Here is a 22,491-nt window from a genome sequence, read left to right as displayed (position 1 = left end):
GTTCCCTGTTGACAGACCCGACGCCTCGCGGTCAGACTGCCCGCTGGACAAACGATTTCCCTGACCGTCCGTCATCCGCGATCACTCGATGAGGAGCACCGCGTGCCGAACCATCCCCTCACCCCCCTCCGCTCTCTCCCCCGACGCACCGCGGCGGGAACGGCCCTCGCCCTCGCCCTGGGCGGGGCCCTCGCCGCACCGGCATCCGCCGCCGCGCCCGAGCTCTCGATCACGTCGCAGGCGTGGGGCAATCTCTTCCACGACGGCGACGCCGTGTCGATCCGGTACGAGACGTCGGCCGCGGCCATCACGTGGCGCGTCGTCGACGGCTGGGGCGAGGTCGTCGACGACGGCTCCGAGCCGTCCGACGGCACCCTCTCGCCGAACGTGACCGACACCGGCTGGTACCGCCTCGAGGTGACCGCGACCGGCGACGGGCGGACGAGCGCGGCGACGACCTTCGCGATCCTCCCCGACACGGATGCCGCCGCCTCGGCGACCGGCCGATTCGGCGCAGCCACGCATTACGGGCAGTCCTGGGACCCGGCGTCGATGCAGGCGCTGACCGCGGGCGGGTTCGCCCAGCTGCGCGACGAGATCTACTGGAGCGAGGTCGAGACGCAGCCGGGGGTCTACGACTGGTCGCGGGCCCGGGCGGAGTTCCTCGACTCGGCACGCGCACAGGGCATTCGCCCGCTCCTGCTCGCCGGGTACGGCAACCCGCTGTACGACGCCGGCAACGGCCCCGTGAGCCCCGACGCGGTCGCCGCCTACGCCGATTACGCCGCGGCGATGGCGGCGGAGTTCGGCGACATGTCGACGGGCATCGAGGTGTGGAACGAGTGGGATCTCGGACTCGGCGGGAACACCAACGTCTCGCCCGAGCACTACGTCGCCCTCCTCGCCGCCGCGTCGCCCGCCATCGCAGCCGCCGCGCCGGGCCTGCCCGTCATCGGCCCCGCGGTGGCGAACCTGAACACCGACTGGCTCGAGCGGACGTTCCAGCTCGGCGCGCTCGAGCACCTCGACGGCATCGTGCTGCACCCCTACAGCTACCCGGTGGGAGCCGACGCGCTCGATGAGACGCTCACCCGTATCGATGCGCTCGTGCGTCGATACAACGACGGCGAGTCGCTGCCCCTGTGGATCACGGAGCACGGCTGGCCCACCGGCACCAATGCACGCGCCGTGCCGGAGCGTCAGCAAGCGGCCGACATCGCGAAATCGGCCGTGATCGCCGCAGCCCACGACGCCGAACGGTACTACGTCTACGACCTCGTCAACGACGGGGTCGTAGACGCCGAGACGGAAGAGAACTTCGGCCTGCTGCATCACCCCGACGACGCGCTGGGGGCCTTCACGCCGAAGCCGTCGTTCGCCGCGTATGCCGTCGCGGGCGACGCCCTCGCCTCGGCGACCTTCGCCGGGCGCGACGACCCGCTGCCGGGCCTGCGCCATCTCCGGTTCGACACGGCCGCCGGTCCGCTGCACGTCTTCTGGTCGGACGCCGCCCGGACGATCTCGCTCGAGGTCGCCGGCTCCGCCGAGATCACGACGATGTTCGGCGCCGCAGAGACGGTCAGCGGCGGGTCCGGCGCTCCGGTGCTGGCGCACGTGGGCACCGAGCCGCTCTACGTGCACGGCGACGTGACGGCGATCGGGCAGACCGCGGCCGCGCTGACGCTCGATCCCGCCGTCGCGGGTTCGCCGATGGCCGGGACCTGGACCGTCCAGGGTCGCCCGGATGCCGCCTCCGCGTGGCGTCTCGTCCTGCCGGACGGCACTGAAGCGGCGCAGACGACCGAACCCGGCGCGACGGCGAGCACCTCGGTGACCGTGCCGGCCGCGGCGACAGCGGGGGCGTACGAGACGAGCGCGCGCGTGTTCGAGGGCGACCGTTATGCCGGAACCCTCCGCGCCACGACGACGGTGCGCGAACCCGTGACGCTTCAGGCGGCACAGGCTCTCACCGCGGACGGCGCCTCCGTCCTCCGCGTGCGCGTCGCGAACGCCTCGGCGACGCCCCGGGCGCTCACCTCGCTGTCGTACATCGTGGGGGCGACGAGCGCACAGCTCTCCGCCCCGACGACCATCGACGCGGACGCGGATGTCGTCATCGACGTACCGCTGGACGAGCTGACCGAACCCGCGGCGTTCACCGCGACGGCCGTCGTCGACGGTTCGACGTTGACGGCCTCGGGTCGGGTCGCGCCGGTGGATGCGGCATCCGTCCAGCCGGCGACGCACCGCACGATCACCGTCGACGGAACGATCGATGATCTCGGCGGCGTCGCCCCGATCGCGTTCGCCGCGAACGGGGACGCCGACGACGCCGACCAATCCGCACGAGCGTGGCTCACCTGGGACGAGGAGTACCTGTACCTCTCGGCCGATGTCGCCGACGACGTGCACGATCAGCCGGCGCAGGGCGCGAACATCTGGCAGGGCGACTCCATCCAGTTCACCGTCGCGGGCGGCGCACCGGGTGCCGCGACGACGTGGCACGAGTTCGGCATGGCGCTCACGAGCGCGGGCCCGCAGCTGTACCGCTGGCTCTCCGTCGACGCGGGCGCCGGCCCCGTCCCGGGCGCTCCGGTGGCGATCTCGCGCGACGACGACACGGGCCGCACGGTCTACGAGACGGCGATCCCGTGGAACCTGCTGCGGGGCGTCGACCCCACGACGTCGCTGCTGAGCAGTGCGGCGATCGTCAACGAGGCCGACGGCGCGGGCCGCGCCGGCTTCCTCTCCTGGGGTGGCGGCATCGCGGGCGAGAAGGACTCCGGGCAGTTCACCGCCGTGCGGCTGCTCGCCCCGACGCCGGTCGTCGAACCGCCGATCGAACCCACCGAGCCCGGCGTTGCGGGCGGCAGCGGATCGTCGGCTCCCGGCACCGCCACGGGCGGCGGCACGGTGAGCAGCGCTACGGCGGCTGGGACCGGCGACGCGCGTGCGCTCGCGAGCACCGGAGGATCGTCGCTGCTGACCTGGCTCGGCGCCGCGATCGCCGCGTCGGTCACCGCGGGCGGGCTGCTCGTCATGCGCCGTACGGCCCGGCGGTCGTGACCATCGCACACGAGCCGCGCGTCGTCGGCCTGCGCGTGGGGCGGCGGCGAGACATCTCGCTCGCCGCCTCAGCGCGGCCCCCCGTGTCGTGGCTCGTCGAAGCGCCCGCCGCGTGGAAAGCAGCGCGCGCCGAGCTCCGACTCGACCGCATCACGGTCGCGGCGGCGAATCCCTACGGTGTCCTCGAGGAGTGGCCGTTCCCCCCGCTGCAGCCGGGCGACGTGCGGACGCTCGAGGTTCGGGTCGTCGGTGTCGACGGCTCGGCGAGTGCGTGGTCGGAGGCTCACGAGATCCGCGCACGCTTCACCGACGAGCCGTGGACCGCCTCCTTTCTGGGTCTTGCCCGCCCGACGCGCGCGGCCCAGCCGTTCCTCGCGCGTCGCGCGTTCGCGGTCGCGGCCACGGTGACCTCGGCGGAATTGCACGTGGCCGCGCACGGTGTCTATCACGCACGCCTGAACGGCGCCGACGTCGACGACGGCGTGCTGCACCCCGGCTGGACCGCGTATCAGCACCGGCTCCCGCTCCAGCTGACCGATGTCTCGGCCCTTCTTCGCCCCGGCGAGGTGAATACGCTCGCGGTCGAGGTCGCGGGCGGCTGGTACACCGAGACCTACGGGTTCGGCGAGACCGCAGAACGCTTCTACGGCGATCAGCCGGGGATCGCGCCACTGCTGCGCCTGCGTCACGAGGACGGCCGCATCGAGGACATCAGCGGCGACGAGCGCTGGCGACTCTTCGGCGACGGCGAGCTCGTCTCGAGCGGTATCTACGCCGGAGAGGAGGTCGATCTCCGGCGGCACCCGTCCGGCTGGGAGACGCAGGCGTTCGACGATGCGGCCTGGGAGGCCCCGGCGCTGGCCCGGCCCGACAGAGACCCGGTGCCCATCGACATCGAGCCGGTGCGCCGCATCCGCTCCCTCCCCGTCGTCGCCGTCCCCGACAGCGCCGACCCGGACCGCGTCCTGCTCGACTTCGGCCAGAACCTCGTCGGGCGGGTGCGATTCCGCGTCTCGGGTCCGGCCGGCACCCGCATCGTGCTGCGCCACGCCGAGGTGATCGACGCGGGGCGTGTGAACACCCGCCCGTTGCGCGCCGCCGCCGCGACCGACACCTTCGTCCTCGACGGAGCGGGCGACACCGTGTGCGAGCCGCGGTTCACCTTCCACGGTTTCCGCTACGTCGAGGTGACCGGCTACCCGGGCGAGCTGGATCCGACCGATTTCGCCGCCGTCGTGCTCCACACCGACCTGACGCGCACCGGGTGGTTCTCCTGCTCCGACGAGCGCCTCAATCGGCTCCACGAGAACATCGTGTGGAGCTTCGCCGGCAACGCCCTGTCGCTGCCGACCGACTGTCCGCAGCGCGACGAGCGGCTGGGGTGGACGGGCGACGCGCAGGTGTTCGCACCGACCGCGGCGTCGCTCTTCGACACGGACGCGTTCTTCGCGTCGTGGCTCACCGACGTCGTCGCCGAGCAGGCGTCGCGGGGCGGCCGCGTGCCCACTGTCGTGCCGCAGACACTCGGCAGCCTCGGCGAGACGATGGCGGCGGGCTGGGGCGACGCCATCACCGTCATCCCCACGGTGCTCCACGAACGGTTCGGTGACCGGACGCTCCTCGCGCGGATGATCGGTCCGATGCGCGCCTGGGTCGACGCCGTCTCGGATGCCGCCGGGCCGGACCGCCTGTGGGAGCGGGGATTCCAGTACGGCGACTGGCTGGACCCCACGGTCGCACGTCCGGACAAGGCGAAGACCGACCCCGGCCTCGTCGCCACGGCGTACTTCGCGCGATCCGCCCGACTCGTCTCGGACGCGCTCGACCGCGCGGGCGACGGCGACGCCGCGACCCGGTACGCCGTCCTCGCCGACGACGTCCGGGATGCCTTCGTCGCGACGTACGTCACACCGCGCGGCCGCCTCGCCTCCGATGCGCCCACCGCCTACGCCCTCGCCCTGGAGTTCGACCTGCTTCCCGCCGCGCTGCGGCCCGCCGCCGCCGAACGCCTGGCGTTCCTCCTGCGAGCCGGCGGGTATCGCATGGCCACGGGGTTCCTGGGAACGCCGCTCGTGCTCGACGCCCTGCTGTCGGGCAGACAGGAGGGCGCCGCCGAGCAGCTCCTGCTGCAGACGATGTGTCCCTCCTGGCTGTACCCGCTGTCGCAGGGGGCGACGACCGTGTGGGAGCGGTGGGACGGCATCCGCCCCGACGGCACACTGCATCCGTCGGGGATGACGTCGTTCAACCATTACGCACTCGGATCGGTCGGCGACGTGCTGCACCGCCGCGTCGGGGGGCTCGCCTGCGACGCACCGGGCTGGTCGCGGCTGCGGATACAGCCGTGGTTCATCTCGTCGCTTCAGCACGCGCGCGTCGCGCACGACACACCCCGCGGTCGCGCCGGCGTGGAGTGGCACCGGGATGCGGCTGCCCCCGACCGTCTGCGCGTGCGAGCGCAGGTTCCGCACGGCGTGACGGCGTGGGTGGATCTCGGCGACCGCGCACCCTTCGAGGTCGGCGCCGGCGACCACACGTGGGAGGTGACGGTTGCGCTGCGCCGGTCCCCCGAGATCGGCGTCGACACCGACCTCGCCGTCATCGCCGACGCCCCCGGCGCCTGCGCCGCGGTGTCGCGGACGATCGCGGTGCATTCCCCCGAGATGGCGACCGAGTTCGACGCCTACATCCGCTGGGTACCCGGCCGCCGCCTGCGCGACGAGCTCGCCGCCGTGTCGGCACCGGCCGCCCTCGTGGCACGCATCGACGCCGCGCTCGCCGGCGTGCCGACCTGATCGGCCGCCCTCACGCTCCCGGCCGGGTGTCAAGACCCTGGCTGTGCACCGGCCGATCCCTACCGTGGGAGGTGGCCGCGTCCGTCCCGAGGGCGCGCCCGCAGGAGGAGGCCATGGTGACGAACGACCCTCCGCCCACGGAGGCGATGCTCGACGGCCGCTACCGGCTGGGTGACTGCGTCGGCCAGGGCGGCATGGCGCGGGTGTACCGCGCCGAGGACGTGCTCCTCGGCCGCACCGTCGCGATCAAGCTGCTCCGCCCCGAGATGGAGGGCGCGACGTCGAACCGTGCCCGCAGCGAGATGACCGTGCTCGCCTCACTGAACCATCCGGCGCTCGTCACCCTCTACGACGCGCAGCTGTCGCCGGGGCGCGCCGAGTACCTCGTCATGGAGTTCGTCGACGGCCCGACCCTCGCCGCCCGGATCGCCGCCGGCCCCCTGCCGCCCGCCGACGTCGCCGCGCTCGCGGCCGACCTGGCCGAGGCACTGCACGTCGTGCACGGCGCCGGCATCGTGCACCGCGACATCAAGCCGTCGAACGTGCTCCTGTCGCAGACGTCGCTTCCCGGCAGCCGCTCGGGAGCCAAGCTCGCCGACTTCGGGATCTCGGTGCTGGTGGATGCCGCCCGGCTCACGCAGCCCGGAACGGTCATCGGCACGGCGGCCTACCTCGCACCCGAGCAGCTGACCAACGCTCCGCCCGCACCGCCCGCCGACATCTACGCGCTCGGCCTCGTGCTGCTCGAATCGCTCACCGGTGGGCGCGCCTTCCCTCACGCCGAAGGCTTCGGCGAGGCTCTCGCCCGCCTGTCGGTCGCCCCCGAGATCCCCGACGCGCTCGGCGCGGACTGGGCGGCGCTGCTCACGCGGATGACCGCGATGCGCCCGGAAGAGCGACCGAGCGCCGCCGACGTCTACGCGGCGGCATCCGATCTCGTCCGCCGTCCGGCGACGCCCGCGCTGCCGCCCCTTCCCGCAGCGGTCGCGGCGGCGCCCACCCCGACCGCGACGCAGACCCGCGTGATGCCGGCTGCGGGTGCCCCGGCCGCCGCGGGCGCCGTGGCCGTAGCGGGCGCCGCGGGCGGGGGAGCCGCCGGCGCGGCGACCACGATGGCGATGGACGAGACCGACGAACGGCGGCGGTCCCGTCGCCGCGTCGGGCTGATCGGCGGACTCGCCGCGGCTGCCCTCGCGGCCACGGCGGTCACCGGTGCGTGGCTGGCGGGCACGGCCGGCCCCGAGGCGCCGCCCACGACTCCTGCCGACACCGAGCAGTCCCCCGCGCCCGAGCCCGCGCCCGTGGAGACGCCGCAGCCGGCGACCGTCGTCGAGGAGCCCGCCGACGAGGCCCCCGCGGCACCGGTCGAGGATTCGAGCGGAGGCGGGGGCGAGGTGTCGGAGGCGGACCGCAAGGCCGCGGAAGAGGCCGCTAAAGCGGCGGAGGAAGCCGCGAAGAACGCGGCGAAAGCCGCCGAGGAAGCCGCGAAGAAAGCCGAGGCCGAGGCCGAGAAGCGCGACCAGGAGCAGCGGAAGGCAGAGGAAGAGGCCCGCAAGCGCGGCGAGGAGAAGCGCGCCGACGATTGACCCGACGCCAGGGTCAGGGGGTGCAGCCGCGAACCGCGTCGCCTGCCCCGCCGTTCGAGCGCACCAGCTGCACCTCGATGCACGTGCGGCCCGACGGATCGGCGGGAACGGCTATGGTCTCGGCCTCGACGCGCTGCGGGGCTCCGGCCCCGTCGAGCGTCACCGGGTACCAGAGGTAGGTGTCGCCCTCGATGGGATCCGGATTCGTCCACGTGAACGTGACCTGATCACCGGATGTCGCACCCGCGAGGTCTCCGACGCGCGGCACGAAGCCGGCGAGCGGGTCCTGCGGTGCACTCGTCGGCGCCGGCGAGTTCTCGGGCTCCGCTGTCGCGGGCGGCTGCAGCATGCTCGCGACGACGACCACCGCGACCACGAGCACCGCCGCGACCGCACCGAGGCTGATCCACAGCCACGACCGCGACCGGGGCCGCTGCGCGGGGTCGGCACCACCCGTCGATGCGCCGACAGGCGTTCCGGAAGTCTCGTCGGACTCGTGGCCCGCGGGGGCCGCAGACGTCGCGGCGGGCTGTCGTCGCTGCACCGTCTGCTCCGGCGCCGCGTCGAGCGTCCGGGGCCGGCGCACCGTGGCATCGCGCTCTCCCGCCGACGGCCGCAGGACGGTGTGGTCCGCGTCGGCCGAGGTGACCGGGGGCGCCGAGGGGGCGAACGGCGAGACGGCATCCGCGCGGTCCTTGCGACGCGTGGAGCCGGCCGGGGGCGCGGTCGTGGGCTCGATGCTGACGATGCCGCGAACGCGCGTGAGCTCGCCGTCGGCATCCTCGTCGTCTTCGGCCTCGGGCGAGTCGTCGAGGATGTCGATCGGCGTGACGGAGTGCGCCAGCTCGATCTGCACGCGCTGCAGCGCCCGCGCGAACGAGACGGCACTGTCGAAGCGGGCCGACGGACTCTTGGCCAGCGCACGCACGAGCGCCTGCTCGAGCGAGGCCGGCACGTCGGCTCGCTCGAGCGGGGCGACCGGCATCGTCTCGATGCGGTGGATGAGGTCGGCGGCGGTGTTGCGCCCACCGGGCTCCTCGAAGGGCGAGCGGCCGGCGAGCAGCGTGTAGATCGTGGCGCCGAGCGCGTACACGTCCGACCGCACGCCGGAGTCGGGGCGGTCACCGAACGCCTCGGGCGGCGACCACGGGATCGACATGCCCGCGGTCTCGTCGGCACCGTCGGTCGTCGTCGCGATGCCGAAGTCGGTCAGGGCCGGGCGGTTGTACTCGGTGACGAGGATGTTGGCCGGCTTGATGTCGCGGTGCAGGATGCCGGCGCGGTGGGCCGTCTCGACGGCCGCCGCCACCTGGATGCCCACGCGCAGCGCCTCGGCCACCGAGAACGTCGCGGCGCGATAGCGCACCTGCAGGTTCGGGCGCGGGCAGTTCTCCATGACCAGATAGGGGCGCTGGTCGTCGGCGAGTCCCGCCTGGTAGATCGTGACGATCGCGGGGTGCGTCGAGAGCATCGCCATGACGTTCGCCTCGGCGGTGAACTGCTCGACCGAGCCCCCGGCCATCCGATCGGGCAAGAGGACCTTGACCGCGACCTTGCGGCGGGGCAGGTGCTGCTCGTACAGGTAGACGTCGGCGAACCCGCCCGACCCCAGCAGCTCGAGGTAGGTGAAGCCAGGCAGCTGGGGCGGTGGGGCGGGGGGCCGTTTCGCGCTCACGGCAGGTCCTCGAAGGTGATCGTCACGCCGTCGCCGATGTCGAGCACGTCACCCGTGACCACCATGGTGGGCTCGCTCGGGTGCAGGCGCACCGGGTCGTTCCCGCCACGCATGAGCACGGAGCCGTTCGTCGTGTCGAGGTCGACGACCAGCACGTGCTCGCCCTCGGCGCGGATCTCGACGTGGTTGCGCGAGATGTCCTGATCGGGGCTGTCGACGGCGACGAGCGTGGGCAGGGTGTCACCGGTCGAGCGCGACGAGCGCGGTCGCCGCCCCACGATCACGGTGTTGTCGAGCTCGACGACCTGACCGTCCGAGATGCGGATCCGCCCGCGGGCGATGCGCCGTGCCGGCACGATCTCGGTCGACTCGTACACGGGCGACTCGCCGCGTCGGGCACTGCGGATGTCGGCGACGGCGATCGTCTCGCCGTCGTGGTCACCCGCGACGGGGGTGCCGCCCGAGACGAGGGTCGCCTCGTCGGGAGGCTCGATCACGGGCGCGGCCGTCGGCCGCACGATGGTCTCGCCCCAGATCATGACCTGATCCTCGGATGCCGCCGCCTCGGCGTCCGGCGCCACGGTCTCCGAGTCCGGCTCGGGCTCGGGGTCGGGGTCGGGCTGCGCGACGGGCTCGGGCTCGGCGACGGGCTCGGGCTGCGGGGCGGGCTCCGGCTGGGGCTCGGGCGCGGGCTCGGGCTCGGGGGCGACCGGCGCGGCCGCGACCGCGACGGCGGGTGCGCGGAAGCCCGCACGTGCACCGCTGACGTCGAGGCTCACCGCGTCGGCAGGGACGACCCCGTCGACGAGCGGCAGCGACGCGGCCTCGTCAGCGGCGCCGACGAACAGCGCCGATGCGCGTTGCGCGGTGGGGACGAGGCGCTCGGCCCAGGTCGACACTCCGGTCCCCGACACCGACACCGGGCCCGCCTCGGTCTCGACGACCAGCTCGATCGGACCGCGGACGGCGACTCGCAGACCGTCGCCCTCGACGATGACGAGGACGAAGTCCGGGATCGCCGCGAGCGAGGTGCCGAACGCACCCGTGAGAGCCTCGATGACCGCGCCGATGCCGCGCTCCCCCAGCCGACGCCAGACGGCGTCGATCGTCGGGATCGACACGTTCGGCGGCAGCGCGACGAGGGCACCGGGTGCCGCCGCCACACGCCAGGGCTCCGCCCCCGTTGCGGGAACGTAGCGGACCTCGGCCATCAGGCTCTCCCCCCTGCGACCGCACGCGGTCGGGTATCGATGTCGGCGTCGTCGCTCGAGCGACCGCCCGCCGGCACCGTGTCGTAGACGTCTCCGTCGTCCCCGTCGCCGTCGGCATCCACGACGATGACGGTGACGTTGTCCCGCCCGCCGGCCAGCAGCGCCTCGTGCACGAGACGGGTCGCCGCCTTCTGCGGGTCGTGCTCCTCGCCGAGGATGCGGGCGATGCGCTCGTCGTCGAGCTCGGTCGACAGGCCGTCGGAGCAGACGAGGATGCGATCGCCGCTCTCGGCGGGCAGCATCCAGAAGTCCGCCTCGCCCGTGCTGCCGGCGCCGATGGCGCGCGTGATCTCGTTGCGTCGCACATGGCGGGCCGCGGTGACGGCATCCATCTGTCCCGAGTCCACCAGCTCCTGCACGACGGAGTGGTCGATGCTGATCTGCTCGAGCCGGCCGCGCGCCCATCGGTAGGTGCGCGAGTCGCCGATGTTCAGGGCGAGCCAATAACCGGCGTCGCCGACGCGGGTCAGCACGACGCCGGTGAGGGTCGTGCCCGCGGCGCGCTGCCCCGACGCGAGTGCGCCCACCGCCGCGCGTGCGCGGGTGATGGCGTCACGGACCTCGGTGTTCGACACGCTCGCCGCCCCGACGAACGCCTGGAACTGCGCGATGACGGCGGCGCTCGCGCGTGCTCCCGCCTCGTGTCCGCCCATGCCGTCGGCGACGACGAACACCGGCGCCGCGGCCAGGTACGCGTCCTCGTTGGCGCGACCGCGCAGTCCCGCGTGTGTCGCCGCCCCGTGTCCGATCTGCACCGCGACCCCCGTCACCGCACGACCTCGACGGTGAGCCACCGATCGCCCAGCTCCAGCCGGTCGCCGCTGCGCAGCACCGTCCGCTCGCCCGGCACGACCGGCACGGCGGCGTCGGCGCGCACGACGACGATGCCGTTCATCGACGCGCGGTCGATCACGGCGAGGCCCCCAGCCTCCAGGGGGACGAGCTCGAAGTGCGTCCGCGACAGCGTGAGGGTCTCGTCGCGCAGCACGACCACCTCGGCGCCGGCGGCCCGCGAGGGGTCGCGCCCGAAGACGGTCCGCGCATAGACGGCCATCCGGCGGCCGTCATCCCACGTCAGCAGCGCCCGCACGCCCGAGCGGATCTCGGGCACGCCGGCGAGTGGCGCGGTGTCGAAGATCATCCCGGTCACGCGGCACCGCCCCGCGGCATCCGACGGCGGCGCAGCGAGCGCAGGCTCAGGCGTGCACGCAGCCGGCGCCACACCGAGACCTGTCCGCTCATGCCCACGACGATAGCGTCGACCTCGTCCCAGAACGCCTCGACGTCCGCGTCGGTCGGCTCGCCGGGACCGAACACCCGTGCGTCCGCCGAGCCGGCCAGATCGGTCACCTCGGGTCGCGCCATCGTCGTCGCGACGACCGCGGCACTCTCGGTCCGGGTCGCGCCGGAAGCGACGGGAGCGTTGAGGTCGACCGCGCGATCGACCAGCTCGTCCCACCCACCCGAGATGCGGTCGGCTCGGCGCTCGGCGTTGCGGCGCTTGGTCCGGCGCGCCGTTTTGATCGCGCCCATGATGACGAAGGGCGCGAACAGCACGGCCAGGATGCCGATGCCGATGCCGGCGGGGATCAGGATGGCGCCGATCCAGTCGAAACCGGCGTCGTCCTCCTCTTCCTGGTCGCGGTCGTTCGCGATCGCCGGCGGCAGCTCGGCCGGCTCCTGCGCGGGCGGCGGCGGCTGCAGCACCTGCGGCTTGGGGTTGGCGCGCGGGGTGGTGGTCTGCTCGTTCGGCTCGTTGTCCTCGTCGGGCGTCGGGTCGAACGGCACCCATCCGAACCCGTCGAAGGCGATCTCGACCCAGGCGTGGACGTTGTCGCCGGTGGCGACGAACTCACCGCCCGCCTCGCCTTCGTCGGGGTGCCATCCCATGACGACGCGGGCGGGGATGCCCAGCTGCGACGACAGCAGCGCCATCGCCACGGCGTACTGCTCGTCGTCGCCGATGATCTCGTCGCCGCCGAAGAAGCTCATGATGCGTGCCGCGCCGTGGCCCGACGGCGAATACGGATCGTCCTCGAGCCCGTGGCTGAAGTAGCCGTCGGTCGCGAGCCAGGTCTGCAGCGCCCGCGCCTGCTTGATCGGGGTGTCGGCGTCGCCGACGGCGTCGGTCGCGAGCTGCGAGAGGCCCTCGGGGATGCCGTCCTGCTGCGGCATCTTCACGGGAGCGAACTCCGCGTCGGCGAGCGCCTCATCGCTCGGCACGAAGGGGAACACGGTGTCGACGGTGTACGTGACCCCCGGAGCGAGGCCGGCCGTCACGGCCGCCGTCCCGGTGGCGTCGTTGTAATGAGCGGTGCGGCGCAGATCGTCGGCACGGTCGCCCGAGAACTCGATGGAGCGCACGGCACCGGCATCCGGCAGCCAGACGCCGCCCAACTCGTCGATCTCGAACCGCAGCTGCGCCCGCGTGCCCTCGGCGTCGGGCGACATGTTCGATCGCAGCGGGGTGAACGAGCTCGACGAGCCCGCTCCCTCGTCCGAGACGTTCACGACCATGCCGTTGTAGGCATCCATGGTGGCCAGGCGGATCCGGCCGTCCTCGGGCAGCCCCTCGACGGTGAACAGCGGGGTCTCGGCGTCGTCGCGGACGAGACCGCGGAACGCCTGCAACGGACTCGCGTACTGCTTGACGTCGAACGGCGGGATGACGATGTCGCGCAGCACGTAACGCGTGCTCGGCGGGCTCGCCACGGCGGCGGTGGCCACACCGACGCCGACGGCGACCGCCACGACCGCGGCACCCGACACGAGCCGACGCACGCGCGAGTGGCGCACCGTCGCGGCATCCGACACCGCCGTCGCCTCGATGCGGACGGCGGCCCGACCCGGATCCCACGCCTGGCGCAGCGCGAGCCAGACCGCCGCGACGACGGCGAACACGATGCCCTGCAGCAGCGGAACCGCCGGCTCGGTCATCCCGAGCAGGATCTGGCCGATGAGGAAGGCGGTGACGGGGATGAGCGCCCACCCCGCCTGACGCAGTCGCAGGGCCAGCGAGGCGGTGAGCACCGCGGCGACGAGCGTCAGCAGGAACGGCACGATGAGGTGGCCGTCGCCGGGAGAGACCGGGGCGACGGTTGTGAGCAGACGCTTCCACGACTGCACGGCGCCGAGCGCGAGCTGCGTCCAGGTGTCGAGAGTCGGGATGACGCCGAAGAGCGCGGTGTGCGGCAGGGCCAGGGCACCGCCGAACAGGAAGTACGCCGCGACCGTCAGCCCCGCCGTCGGCAGCACGCCCCAGCGGCGGCGCGCGCACAGCCACGCGATCCCGACGCCGAGGACGATCGCGCCGAACCCGGCGAGCAGGTGACCCGCGCCGTCGAAGCTCGGGCCGAAGCCGAGGACCGGCACCGCGAGCAGCAGGACGACGGCGACGAGGTCGAGCACGAGGCGCCGCGTGGCGGGCGACATCACGAGAGCACCTTCCGGATGGCGGGCGGCAGCTGGTCGAGGGCGCTGATCGAGATGACATCGGCATCGCCGACGCGGCGCAGCACCGGCGACTCGACGGCGGCGTCCGCGACGACCGCGAGGGCGCGCACGCCCTTCGGCAGGCGCGAGCACGCGAGCTTGAGCTCGGCGGGGTCGACGCCCGAACCGCAGAAGAGCACGACGATCGCGACGTCGTACGAGGTGGCGGCGATCGTGCCGGCGAGCGCGACGATGCCGCCGTCGCGCTGACGCGAGTGGGTCAGCGCCGCGAGGTTGTCGAGCAGGCGACGCGGACCCTGGGTGCGCAGCGGACCCCGCTGCGTCCGAGCCTCGAGCATGCGCGAGTCGCGCAGCGCCCGCAGCCCGAGCGACCCGGCCGCCGAGATGGCGAGCTCGAACTCGTCGGGGTCGCGGTAGTCACCGGCGTACGTCGACAGCCCGAGGACGAAGTGCGACCGGCGGGTCTCCTCGTACTGGCGCATCATGAGGTCGCCGACGCGCGCGGTCGACTTCCAGTGCACGTGGCGCAGATCGTCGCCCGGCTGGTACTCGCGCAGGGCGTGGAATGACACGTCGTCGCTCGCGAGCTGCGTCGAGGGCAGGCCTTCGAGGTCGCGCAGACGGCCGAGCGAGAGCCCCTCGAGCGGTGTGGTGCGCGGGTGAACGTAGAGATCGACCGCCTGACGCCGGTCGCTGCTGCGCTCGAACAGGCCGAGGGGGTCTCCGCGCAGCACGCTGACCGGTCCGACGGCGAGGACGCCGCGCGCGGTGGTGGGGATGGCGAAGAGCTCCTCGTGAACGGCCTGCGGTGCGAGCCGCGGCACATCGAACTCGCCGCGCCCCGAGCCGACCGGCAGCACGACGCGCGAGGGCAGGATCGACCGTGCGGTGCCGTTGACGAGCGTCAGCCCGCCGATCGCGCGCTCACCGACGACGACGTGCGTGCGGGTGAGGTCGAGGTCGACGTCATAGGCGGTGCCGCCGAACAGGAACGGCACGCTGATCACGATGATCGCGGTCAGGATGACGGCGGCGATGATCATCTCCTGCCACCCGAAGCTGACCGCGACGATCCACAGCAGAGCGGTCGCCGTCAGCAGCACCCACCCGAGCGGCCGGATCGTGCGCGTGACCGCGTTGATGCGACGTCGCGCGACGCCCCACCACGATTCGAGCCGCTCGCGCACCAGGACGGCACGCGAGGGCGTCTCGGCGTTGACGGGCGCCGCCTCCGCGGCGGGGGTGGTCGCCCCGACCCGAACGGTCGCATCGGCGTCGCGCGTCGTCGAGCCGACGGTCCCGGTCTCGACGTCACCGCCGCCGCTGCCGCCCCGACGCAGGCCGCGCAGCGCACGGCGCGCCGAGGTCGGAGCGGCCGGGGGTGTGGTCATCAGGCGTCTGCCCGCGCGAGCGGCGCCTCGACATCCGCGAGGGCGTTGGTCATGATCGTCTCGGGCGTCGTGCCGGTGAACTCGGCTTCGGGATCGAGCACGAGCCGGTGGGCCCAGACAGGCACCGCGAGCAGCTTGATGTCGTCGGGCACGACATAGTGGCGTCCCTGGGCGGCGGCGTAGACCTTGGCGATGCGGATCATCGCCATGGCCCCGCGCACCGAGACGCCCAGCCGCGTGGCCGACGCCTCGCGGGTGGCTTCCACCAGCTGAGCGGCATAGCGGGCGACGACGGGATCGATGTGCACGGTGGCCGCGAGGTCGGCCATCTCGCCCACGGCTCGCGTCGTGATGACGGGCTTCAGGCTCGCCGACGGGTTGCGGTCGACGGCGCCGACGAGGATGCGCTCCGACACCGCGAGGGTGGGATAGCCGATCGAGGTCTTGATCATGAAGCGGTCGAGCTGCGCCTCGGGCAGCTTGTAGGTACCGGCCTGCTCGATCGGGTTCTGCGTCGCGATCACGAGGAACGGGCGGCCCACCTCGTGCGCCACGCCGTCGACGGTGATCCGCGACTCCTCCATGACCTCCAGGAGCGCGGACTGGGTCTTCGGCGACGCGCGGTTGATCTCGTCGGCGAGCACGATCGACGCGAACACGGGCCCGCGGTGGAACTCGAAGCGCTTGTTCTGCTGGTCGTAGATCGTCACGCCGGTCACGTCGGAGGGCAGCAGGTCTGGAGTGAACTGGATGCGGCTCGACGTGCCCTGCACGCTCGCCGCGATCGCCTTCGCGAGGCTGGTCTTGCCCGTTCCGGGGGCGTCCTCGAGCAGCACGTGGCCCTCGGCGAGCATCGCCGACAGCACGAGCGCCACGACCTCGCGCTTGCCGAGCAGGGCCGCGTCGACGTTGTCGATCAGGCGCGCGAAGGTGTCGCGGAACCACGCTGCCTGCTCGGGTGTCATGCTCATTCGTTCGTTCTCGTTCCTCGTGATGTGTCGGTGCGTCGGATGCCGGGAGCTCGCTACCAGCGCGTGTGCTCGGTGTCGCCCCAGCCGCGGATGGTGGCCCAGGCTTCGTTACCGTCGGCGCCGAGGTGGCAGGTGATCTGCGTCGCGCCCTTCGCCTCGAGGCGGAACGGCCCCTTGTAGTCGTTGAACGCCCGGCCGTTGCTGATGCAGTCGACCTGGTAGCTGCCCGCCGGGAAGTTCTCGGTGTTGATGACGAAGTAGTAGCACCCGTTGACGCAACCGCCGACCGGTGACCCCTTGGTCAGGTACGCGCGCGGCTTCGGGGGCGGCGGGGCGTCGGGGGTGCGGACGGACGCGGATGCCGAGGTCGTGTTGCTGCCGGCGGCCGACGTGCGGACCTCGATCGTCTGCGTGTTGCTGTAGCCCACATCGCCCTGCGAGTTCGAGCCCTGCGCAGCCACGCGCTGCCAGCCGCCGCCGTTGACCCGGATCTCGGTGGTGATGTCGCGGCCGTTCCGTGCCGGCGAGCTCCACGACAGCGTCACCCGGTTGCCGTCGCGCGTCGCGTTGGCGGAGGGGTTGCCGATCTGACCGTACGGCGCGACCTGGTTCGACGCCCCCGAGGGCTCGCCCTCGTAGCGCGAGCCGTCGGCCGTCGCGACGGCGCGGACGCGGACGGAGTAGGCGCCGTTGTTGTTGACCTGTCCGTTGCCGATCGTTCCCGAACCGCCGTTGCCGCCCGACACCCAGTCCGAGCGCCAGCCGCCGTTGTTGACGGAGTACTGGTACGCGACCTCGCCGGGGTTCGCGCCGTTGAGCGGACCCGCCGCCCACGACACGGTGACGCGGTTGTCGCCTTCCGCGGCCGCGACGCCGGTCGGAGCGCCCGGCGGCGTGAAGGCGCGGCGTGGCGCCGAGGCCCCACTCCAGTCACCCCAGCCCGCCTTGTTCTGCGCGCGCACGATGAACGTGTAGTCGGTGGTGGAGGTGTCGACCGTCACCGCCTGGCTCGTCTGCCCGGCCGGCACGTCGATGGTGTTGACGACGGCGCCGCCGCGGCGCACCTGCAGCTGGTAGCCGGCGACCGCGTCGCCGTTGTCATTGGGCTTGGCCCAGTTGACCTGCATCTGCGAGCGCGCCCCGACCGAATCGATGCGCTGCGTCGTCGGCGCGGCGGGAGCATCGGGACGGCCCGCCGGGACCATCGACTGCGACCACACGCTCCAGCTCGACGGCTCGGGGGCACGGTTGTGGGCGCGGACGCGCACCTGGTACGAGATGCCGTTCTGCAGCCCGTCCCACGTGATGGAGGTGCCGGTCACGCCGGTCTTCTCCGCGACGCCCGAGGGCGGAGCGGGCGAGATCTGCAGGCTGTAGCTCTCGACCGGCGAGCCCTCGGTGCGCGGCACCGCCCATGACACGTCGAGGCTGCGGTCGCCGAACGCCAGGTTCGGCGGGTTCGGCGTCTCGGGCCGCTGGTCGGGCCGAGCGGTCTCGGACGGCAGCGACGGGTCCGACTCGCCGACGCGGTTGGTCGCGGTGACGACGAAGTTGTACTCGACGTTGTTCGTCAGGCCGTCGAGCGTGCACGTCGTCGAACGGCACTCCTTCGCGTAGCCGCCCGAGGTCGAACGCACGCTGTAGCCGGTGATGGACGCGCCGTTGTCGATCGGCGGCGACCACGACATCACGACGGTTCGGCTCTCGACACTCGTGACCGTCGGCTTGCCCGGGGCGTCGGGGCGGCCCTGCACCGTGATGCGGATGTGGCCTTCCACCTCGCGGTCGGGGTCGCCCGTGGCATCCGCGATCCGGTAGCGCACGACGAGCGTCCCGACGAAGTCGTCGCGACTGGTCACCTGGACGCTGTTGCCCGCGACGACCGCGTTGGCTCCCGATGTCTCGGTGAACGCGCCGACGACGGTCAGCGGCTCACCGGGGAAGGGGTTGACGTCGTTGTCGAGCACGGGCACCGAGACGGTCGCGCCTTGGTCGGCCTGGTCGATGACGTCGTCGTTCGCCGTGGCGAGCGGCCGCGACGAGGCGGTGACGGTCACGGTGATCGCGGCCTCGACGGGCTCGGTCTCGCCGTCGGTGACGCTGACGCGGACCGGCAGCGTCGTGCCCTTGGCGAGATCGGAGTCGGCCGAGACCGACAGCACGGAGCCGTCCACGCCGGCGGTCAGCCCGTCGGGAGCGGAGCCCACGAGGGCGAAGCGCAGCGCGTCGGCGTCGTCGGGGTCGGGATCGGTCGCGAGCGCGCGGAGGTCGAGCGTCTGGGCGTCCTCGCCCTGGGCGACCTGCATCTCGGCGCCGATCATCGTCGGCGGACGGTTGTCGGGCGGCGTGACGGTGATGGGGATCATCAGCGTCGCCTTGCGGCCCTCGGGATCGTCGGGACCCGTGCCGTCGGTGACCTCGAAGGTCAGCGCGTCCTGGCCGAAGTAGTCGGCCGCCGAGGTGTAGACCAGCGTGCGCTCGTCCTTGACGAGCGAGGCTCCGTCGGCGTGGGCGGCCGTGACCTTCTCGGCCTCGGTCACGACGACGTCGCGGCCACCGGAGGCCTTGACGTACTCGACGAGCGGCAGCTCGACGGTCTCGCCGCTCTGCACGACGAGGCCCTCGGTCGTGATGAGGCTGGGGGGCAGCTCGTTCAGCGAGGGGACGTGGATGAACGCCGCGGCGGTCAGCCCGTCCTCGTCGGTGATGAAGTAGGTGATGAGCTGGCGCTGATCGGTCAGCTGCACCGAGACGGTGCCGTTGGCGCGCAGGGTCGCGTTCTCGCCGCCCTCGCCGAGCGTCACACCGAGTGCCGCGCGCGTGCCGTCGGGGTCGTCGTCGTTGTCGAGCACGGGGACCTCGGCCACGCCGTTCTCGTCGACGTCCTCGGCCCGTACCCGATCGTCGCGGGCGATCGGCCGCTGCAGCGGTACGTCCTCTTCGACGGTGATCTGCACCGGGGCGGTCGCGGTGAGGCCCCGCGCGTCCTCGATCGTGTACTGGATGCTGGTGTTCATCGGCACGTCGGGAGACGTGATGATGATCTGCTCGCCCGACACCTCGGCGTCGAGCCCGTCGACGTCGGGGATCTCGAGCGCGTCCGCGGCGAACCCGAACTGGTCGCCGTCGGGGTCGGAATCGTTCTCAAGCACCGAGAGCGCCACCTGACGCCCCGGACGCATGACGACCGAGTCCTTCACGGCGTAGGGCGCCTGGTTCGTCGCCTCGGGCGGCGCGATGCCGACCTGGATGCGGGCGGTGCCCTCTTTGCCCAGGCGATCGCGGACGCGATACGTGAACGAGTCGGACCCGACGCTCGTGTCGAACGCCTCGTAGACGAAGGTGTTCGAGCCGGTCTCGACGATGCGGCCCTTGCCCGGCGAGCTGGCGATGCCGATGAGCTCGACGGAGTCGCCGTCCTCGTCGATGCCGTCGAGCGGCACCGGGATGGTGACCTTCGATCCGCTGAGGGTGCGCGCCGTCAGGTCGCGCGGACGCGGTGCGGCGTTGGCGTCGTCCTGGCGCGGCAGGATCTGGATCGTGACGTAGGCGCCGGCGCGCTGGCCGGAGCTGTCGACCGCCTCGTACGTGGCGTTGACCGTCTTCGCCTCGGCACCCGCGCGGAACCGCAGCTTGTCCTCCGACACGAAGACCTGACCGTCGGCTTCGTCGATCAGCGGCGGCACCAGATCGGGCGCGACGTGCAGGGTGTCGCCGTTGGGGTGCGAGTCGTTCGCGAGGACGTCGATCGTGACGACATCCCCCGCGCGGACGACCGCGGTGTCGTTGTTGACCACGGGCGGCCGCAGCCGGTCGGGGGCGGGGATCGGGATGACGACGATCTCGCCGCTCGCCGACTGCTCGCCGTTCGAGATCGTGTACGACACGCGTGCCTGCTGGCTGAGCGACCCCTGGTCGGTGATGCGGACCGTCTCGTGCCCGAGGACGGCGGCGTTGACGCCGCTGCCTGCTTCGGCCGTCACCGACTGGACGACGAGGATGCCGCCGGCGGGATCGGTGTCGTTGCCCAGGACGTTCACGAGCACGTCGCCGCCGGTGGGCAGCAGCGCGACGTCGCGGACGGCGACCGGCGGCAGGCTCGTGTCGGCGGCGGGCAGGACGTCGACGCGGACGAGCCCGGGAACGCTGTTCGGCCCCGCCGAGACGAGGTAGTCGACGTAGTAGGTGTTGACGGCGTCCGAGGTGAACGTGAACGTCTGCTCCGTGAAGTCGGGCTGGATGGTCGCGCCCTCGACCTCGTCGACGCGGGTCAGCCGCAGCGGCTCGCGCCCGGCGCTGGTGTCGTTGGCGAGCGGCGAGACCGTCACGGCCTGACCCACGCGGGTCACGACGTGGTCGGCGTTCGTGACGGGCAGCGTCGTTCCGGGCGGGCGGACGTCGATGCGCAGCACGCCCGCTCCGTCGTCGGTGCCGTCCGAGACGACGACCGGGACGTCCTTCCGGCCCTGCACGGCGCCGATGGCGCGGTAGGTCACCTGGCCGTCCGAGGTGAAGTCGGCCTCGTCGCCGCCGTCGACCTGCACCGACTTGAGGAAGATGTCGTCGCCGTCCGGGTCGATCCACTCCGTCAGCACGTTGTACGACGCCGTGCCGCCGGCCTCGACAGTGACGGGGGTGACGCGCTGCTGCACCGGAGGCGAGTTCTCGTCGTCGTCACGGACGGTCAGACTCACCGTCGCCGAAGCCTCGCCGCCGCGGCCGTCGGTCGCGGTATAGGCGAACGACGTCGTCCCGGAGGCGTCCTCGGGCACGGCGATCTGCAGCGCCCCGCCGTTCTGGATCTGCGAGATCTCGCCGAACGCCGGGTCGTTGTTCGCCTCGGCGACGAGCACGTCGCCATCGGCGTCGGTGTCGTTGAAGAGCACCGGCAGCACGGTCGTCCGCCCCGGGCGGACGCCGAACGCGTCGTCGACCGCGATGGGCGGGGTGTTCTGGTCGGTGCGCTCGGGCAGGGCGGTCTCGACGGTCTCCTCCGTCGTCTCCTGCTCCTCGTCGCCCGTGCCCTCCGGCGGGGTGATGTCGGTCCAGTTGTCGACGCGCTGCATGTTCTCGCTCGCGAGCCAGGCGGCGCCGCCGAACACGTCGTTGAGCACGACGACGTCGCGGTTGACGCGGAACTCGAGCCGGGCCGCGGGGTCGATGCCCTCGATCTGCTGCACGACGTCGTCGGCGTCGTCGACGCAGTCGCGCACGAACATGCCCGAGCCCGACCATGCGCCGTACGAGCAGCCGCCCACCGAGACCGGCACCGCCGCGACGCCTTCGCCGCCGGCTTCGACCGTCGCGATCGCGCCGCCGGGGCTCACCTTCAGCAGCGCGGTCGGCGTGCTGACGGTCAGGGCGTCGGCACCGTTCGAGGGACGCTGCAGCACGGCATCCGCTGGCAGCGTCGTCTGTGAACCGTCGCCGCCGTAGAGGACGGAGGTCTCCTCGTCGAGCACGTACGGCGTGCGTCCGAGCGACGTGATCGTCAGGGCGTGCTCCGCCTGGATGCCGTCGAGCCGGCGTTCGGCGGTCTGGGCGACCGTTCCGTCGCCGATCGGCGCGTACGCGTATAGCGAGGCTCCCTCGGCGGACGCGGCGTACACCGTGCCGTCGGTGCCGACCGTGGCGGTGGCGTTCTCGCCGAGCTCGGCGATGGGCTCGTTGCCCTCGAAGCTGAAGCCGTTGACACCGGCGAACTGCACGGTGCGCAGGTCGCCCGCGGCATCGAGTACGGAGACGGTGTCGGAGCCGAGGGCGATCTCGGCGCCCGGCTGCACCTCGGCGGTACCCGAGAGCACGACCTTCGCGGGGTCGACGGCCGACATGGCCGATCCGTCGGCGTCGACGACGATGACCCGCGCGCCCGCCTGCAGGACGTCGTAGTCGGCGGCGGTCGTGCGCAGGCTGCCGTCGAGCACCCGCGACTCGTTGTTGTAGTGGCCGACGAGCAGGCTCGACTGCTTCGTGACCCAGACGCCGCCGTCGTGCAAGTCGACCTCGGTCGTCGGCTCGCCCTCGTAGGCGACGGCGAGCGTGCCGATCGTCAGGGCGGCGATCGTGACGATGCCGGCGGAGACGAGGGTACGAGGACGCGCTCGAAGCCAGGCGGTCGACTTCATCGGTCTCGGCTCCCCCCGCAGGCGTCGGTCATCGCACCGGACGAGGAACCGGGCGCTGGTTGGACTGCGACCACCTTATGCCAGGAGAGGTGCCATTTTTGTCCGTTGGCATGGGGAGTTCTCCCCATGTGCACCGACTGCTCGTCTGTGCATGTCGC

The 22,491-nt window shown here is 72.6% G+C and carries 11 protein-coding genes; 3 read left to right on the top strand and 8 right to left on the bottom strand.

Going from position 1 to position 22,491, the window contains the following annotated elements; translation table 11 throughout:
- Window positions 1-102: 102 nt before the first annotated feature.
- The 3 genes from PUW82_RS03225 (at window position 103) to PUW82_RS03215 (ending at window position 7,447) form a co-directional block, all read left to right on the top strand.
- Window positions 103-3,066, top strand: coding sequence for a sugar-binding protein (locus PUW82_RS03225; RefSeq protein WP_274220897.1), 2,964 nt, complete (start codon window positions 103-105; stop codon window positions 3,064-3,066).
- Entirely contained in the window at window positions 3,063-5,861 is a 2,799-nt protein-coding gene (locus PUW82_RS03220; protein WP_274220896.1) for an alpha-L-rhamnosidase, read from the top strand. Before PUW82_RS03225 ends, PUW82_RS03220 begins: the two co-directional genes overlap by 4 nt.
- A gap of 113 nt (window positions 5,862-5,974) precedes the next feature.
- Window positions 5,975-7,447 carry a serine/threonine-protein kinase gene (locus PUW82_RS03215; RefSeq protein ID WP_420792709.1) on the top strand — a complete coding sequence of 491 codons (1,473 nt, stop codon included), beginning with the start codon at window positions 5,975-5,977 and terminating at the stop codon, window positions 7,445-7,447.
- Between the two features lie 13 nt (window positions 7,448-7,460).
- Here the strand turns inward: PUW82_RS03215 and PUW82_RS03210 are convergent, their stop codons facing one another.
- The 8 genes from PUW82_RS03210 to PUW82_RS03175 are packed head-to-tail and all read right to left on the bottom strand — an operon-like array spanning window position 7,461 to window position 22,333.
- Window positions 7,461-9,122 (bottom strand): serine/threonine-protein kinase, encoded by a 1,662-nt coding sequence (locus PUW82_RS03210; protein WP_274220894.1) that lies wholly within the window; start codon window positions 9,120-9,122, stop codon window positions 7,461-7,463.
- Window positions 9,119-10,333, bottom strand: a complete 1,215-nt coding sequence (locus PUW82_RS03205) for an FHA domain-containing protein (protein WP_274220893.1) — start codon at window positions 10,331-10,333, stop codon at window positions 9,119-9,121. The genes PUW82_RS03210 and PUW82_RS03205 overlap by 4 nt, the downstream gene beginning before the upstream one ends.
- A complete protein-coding gene (locus tag PUW82_RS03200) occupies window positions 10,333-11,163 on the bottom strand; it encodes a PP2C family protein-serine/threonine phosphatase (RefSeq protein ID WP_274220892.1) in 831 nt (276 codons plus the stop codon). The genes PUW82_RS03205 and PUW82_RS03200 overlap by 1 nt, the downstream gene beginning before the upstream one ends.
- Window positions 11,160-11,534 (bottom strand): FHA domain-containing protein, encoded by a 375-nt coding sequence (locus PUW82_RS03195; RefSeq protein ID WP_274221734.1) that lies wholly within the window; start codon window positions 11,532-11,534, stop codon window positions 11,160-11,162. Before PUW82_RS03195 ends, PUW82_RS03200 begins: the two co-directional genes overlap by 4 nt.
- Window positions 11,535-11,539: 5 nt before the next feature.
- On the bottom strand, window positions 11,540-13,825 hold the full coding sequence (locus tag PUW82_RS03190) for a transglutaminase-like domain-containing protein (protein WP_274221733.1): 2,286 nt from the start codon (window positions 13,823-13,825) through the stop codon (window positions 11,540-11,542).
- The gene (locus tag PUW82_RS03185) at window positions 13,825-15,237 is read right to left on the bottom strand and encodes a DUF58 domain-containing protein (RefSeq protein WP_274220891.1); all 1,413 of its coding nucleotides are present in this window, start codon (window positions 15,235-15,237) and stop codon (window positions 13,825-13,827) included. Before PUW82_RS03185 ends, PUW82_RS03190 begins: the two co-directional genes overlap by 1 nt.
- Window positions 15,237-16,208 carry an AAA family ATPase gene (locus tag PUW82_RS03180; RefSeq protein WP_274220890.1) on the bottom strand — a complete coding sequence of 324 codons (972 nt, stop codon included), beginning with the start codon at window positions 16,206-16,208 and terminating at the stop codon, window positions 15,237-15,239. Before PUW82_RS03180 ends, PUW82_RS03185 begins: the two co-directional genes overlap by 1 nt.
- Window positions 16,209-16,261: 53 nt before the next feature.
- Window positions 16,262-22,333, bottom strand: coding sequence for an Ig-like domain-containing protein (locus PUW82_RS03175; RefSeq protein ID WP_274220889.1), 6,072 nt, complete (start codon window positions 22,331-22,333; stop codon window positions 16,262-16,264).
- Between the last annotated feature and the right edge of the window lie 158 nt (window positions 22,334-22,491).

The sequence above is a fragment of the Microbacterium thalli genome, from assembly GCF_028737325.1.
Lineage (GTDB): Bacteria > Actinomycetota > Actinomycetes > Actinomycetales > Microbacteriaceae > Microbacterium > Microbacterium thalli.
The sequence above is the reverse complement of the archived record's forward strand: the minus strand, read 5'-3'. Positions and strand labels throughout refer to the sequence as shown.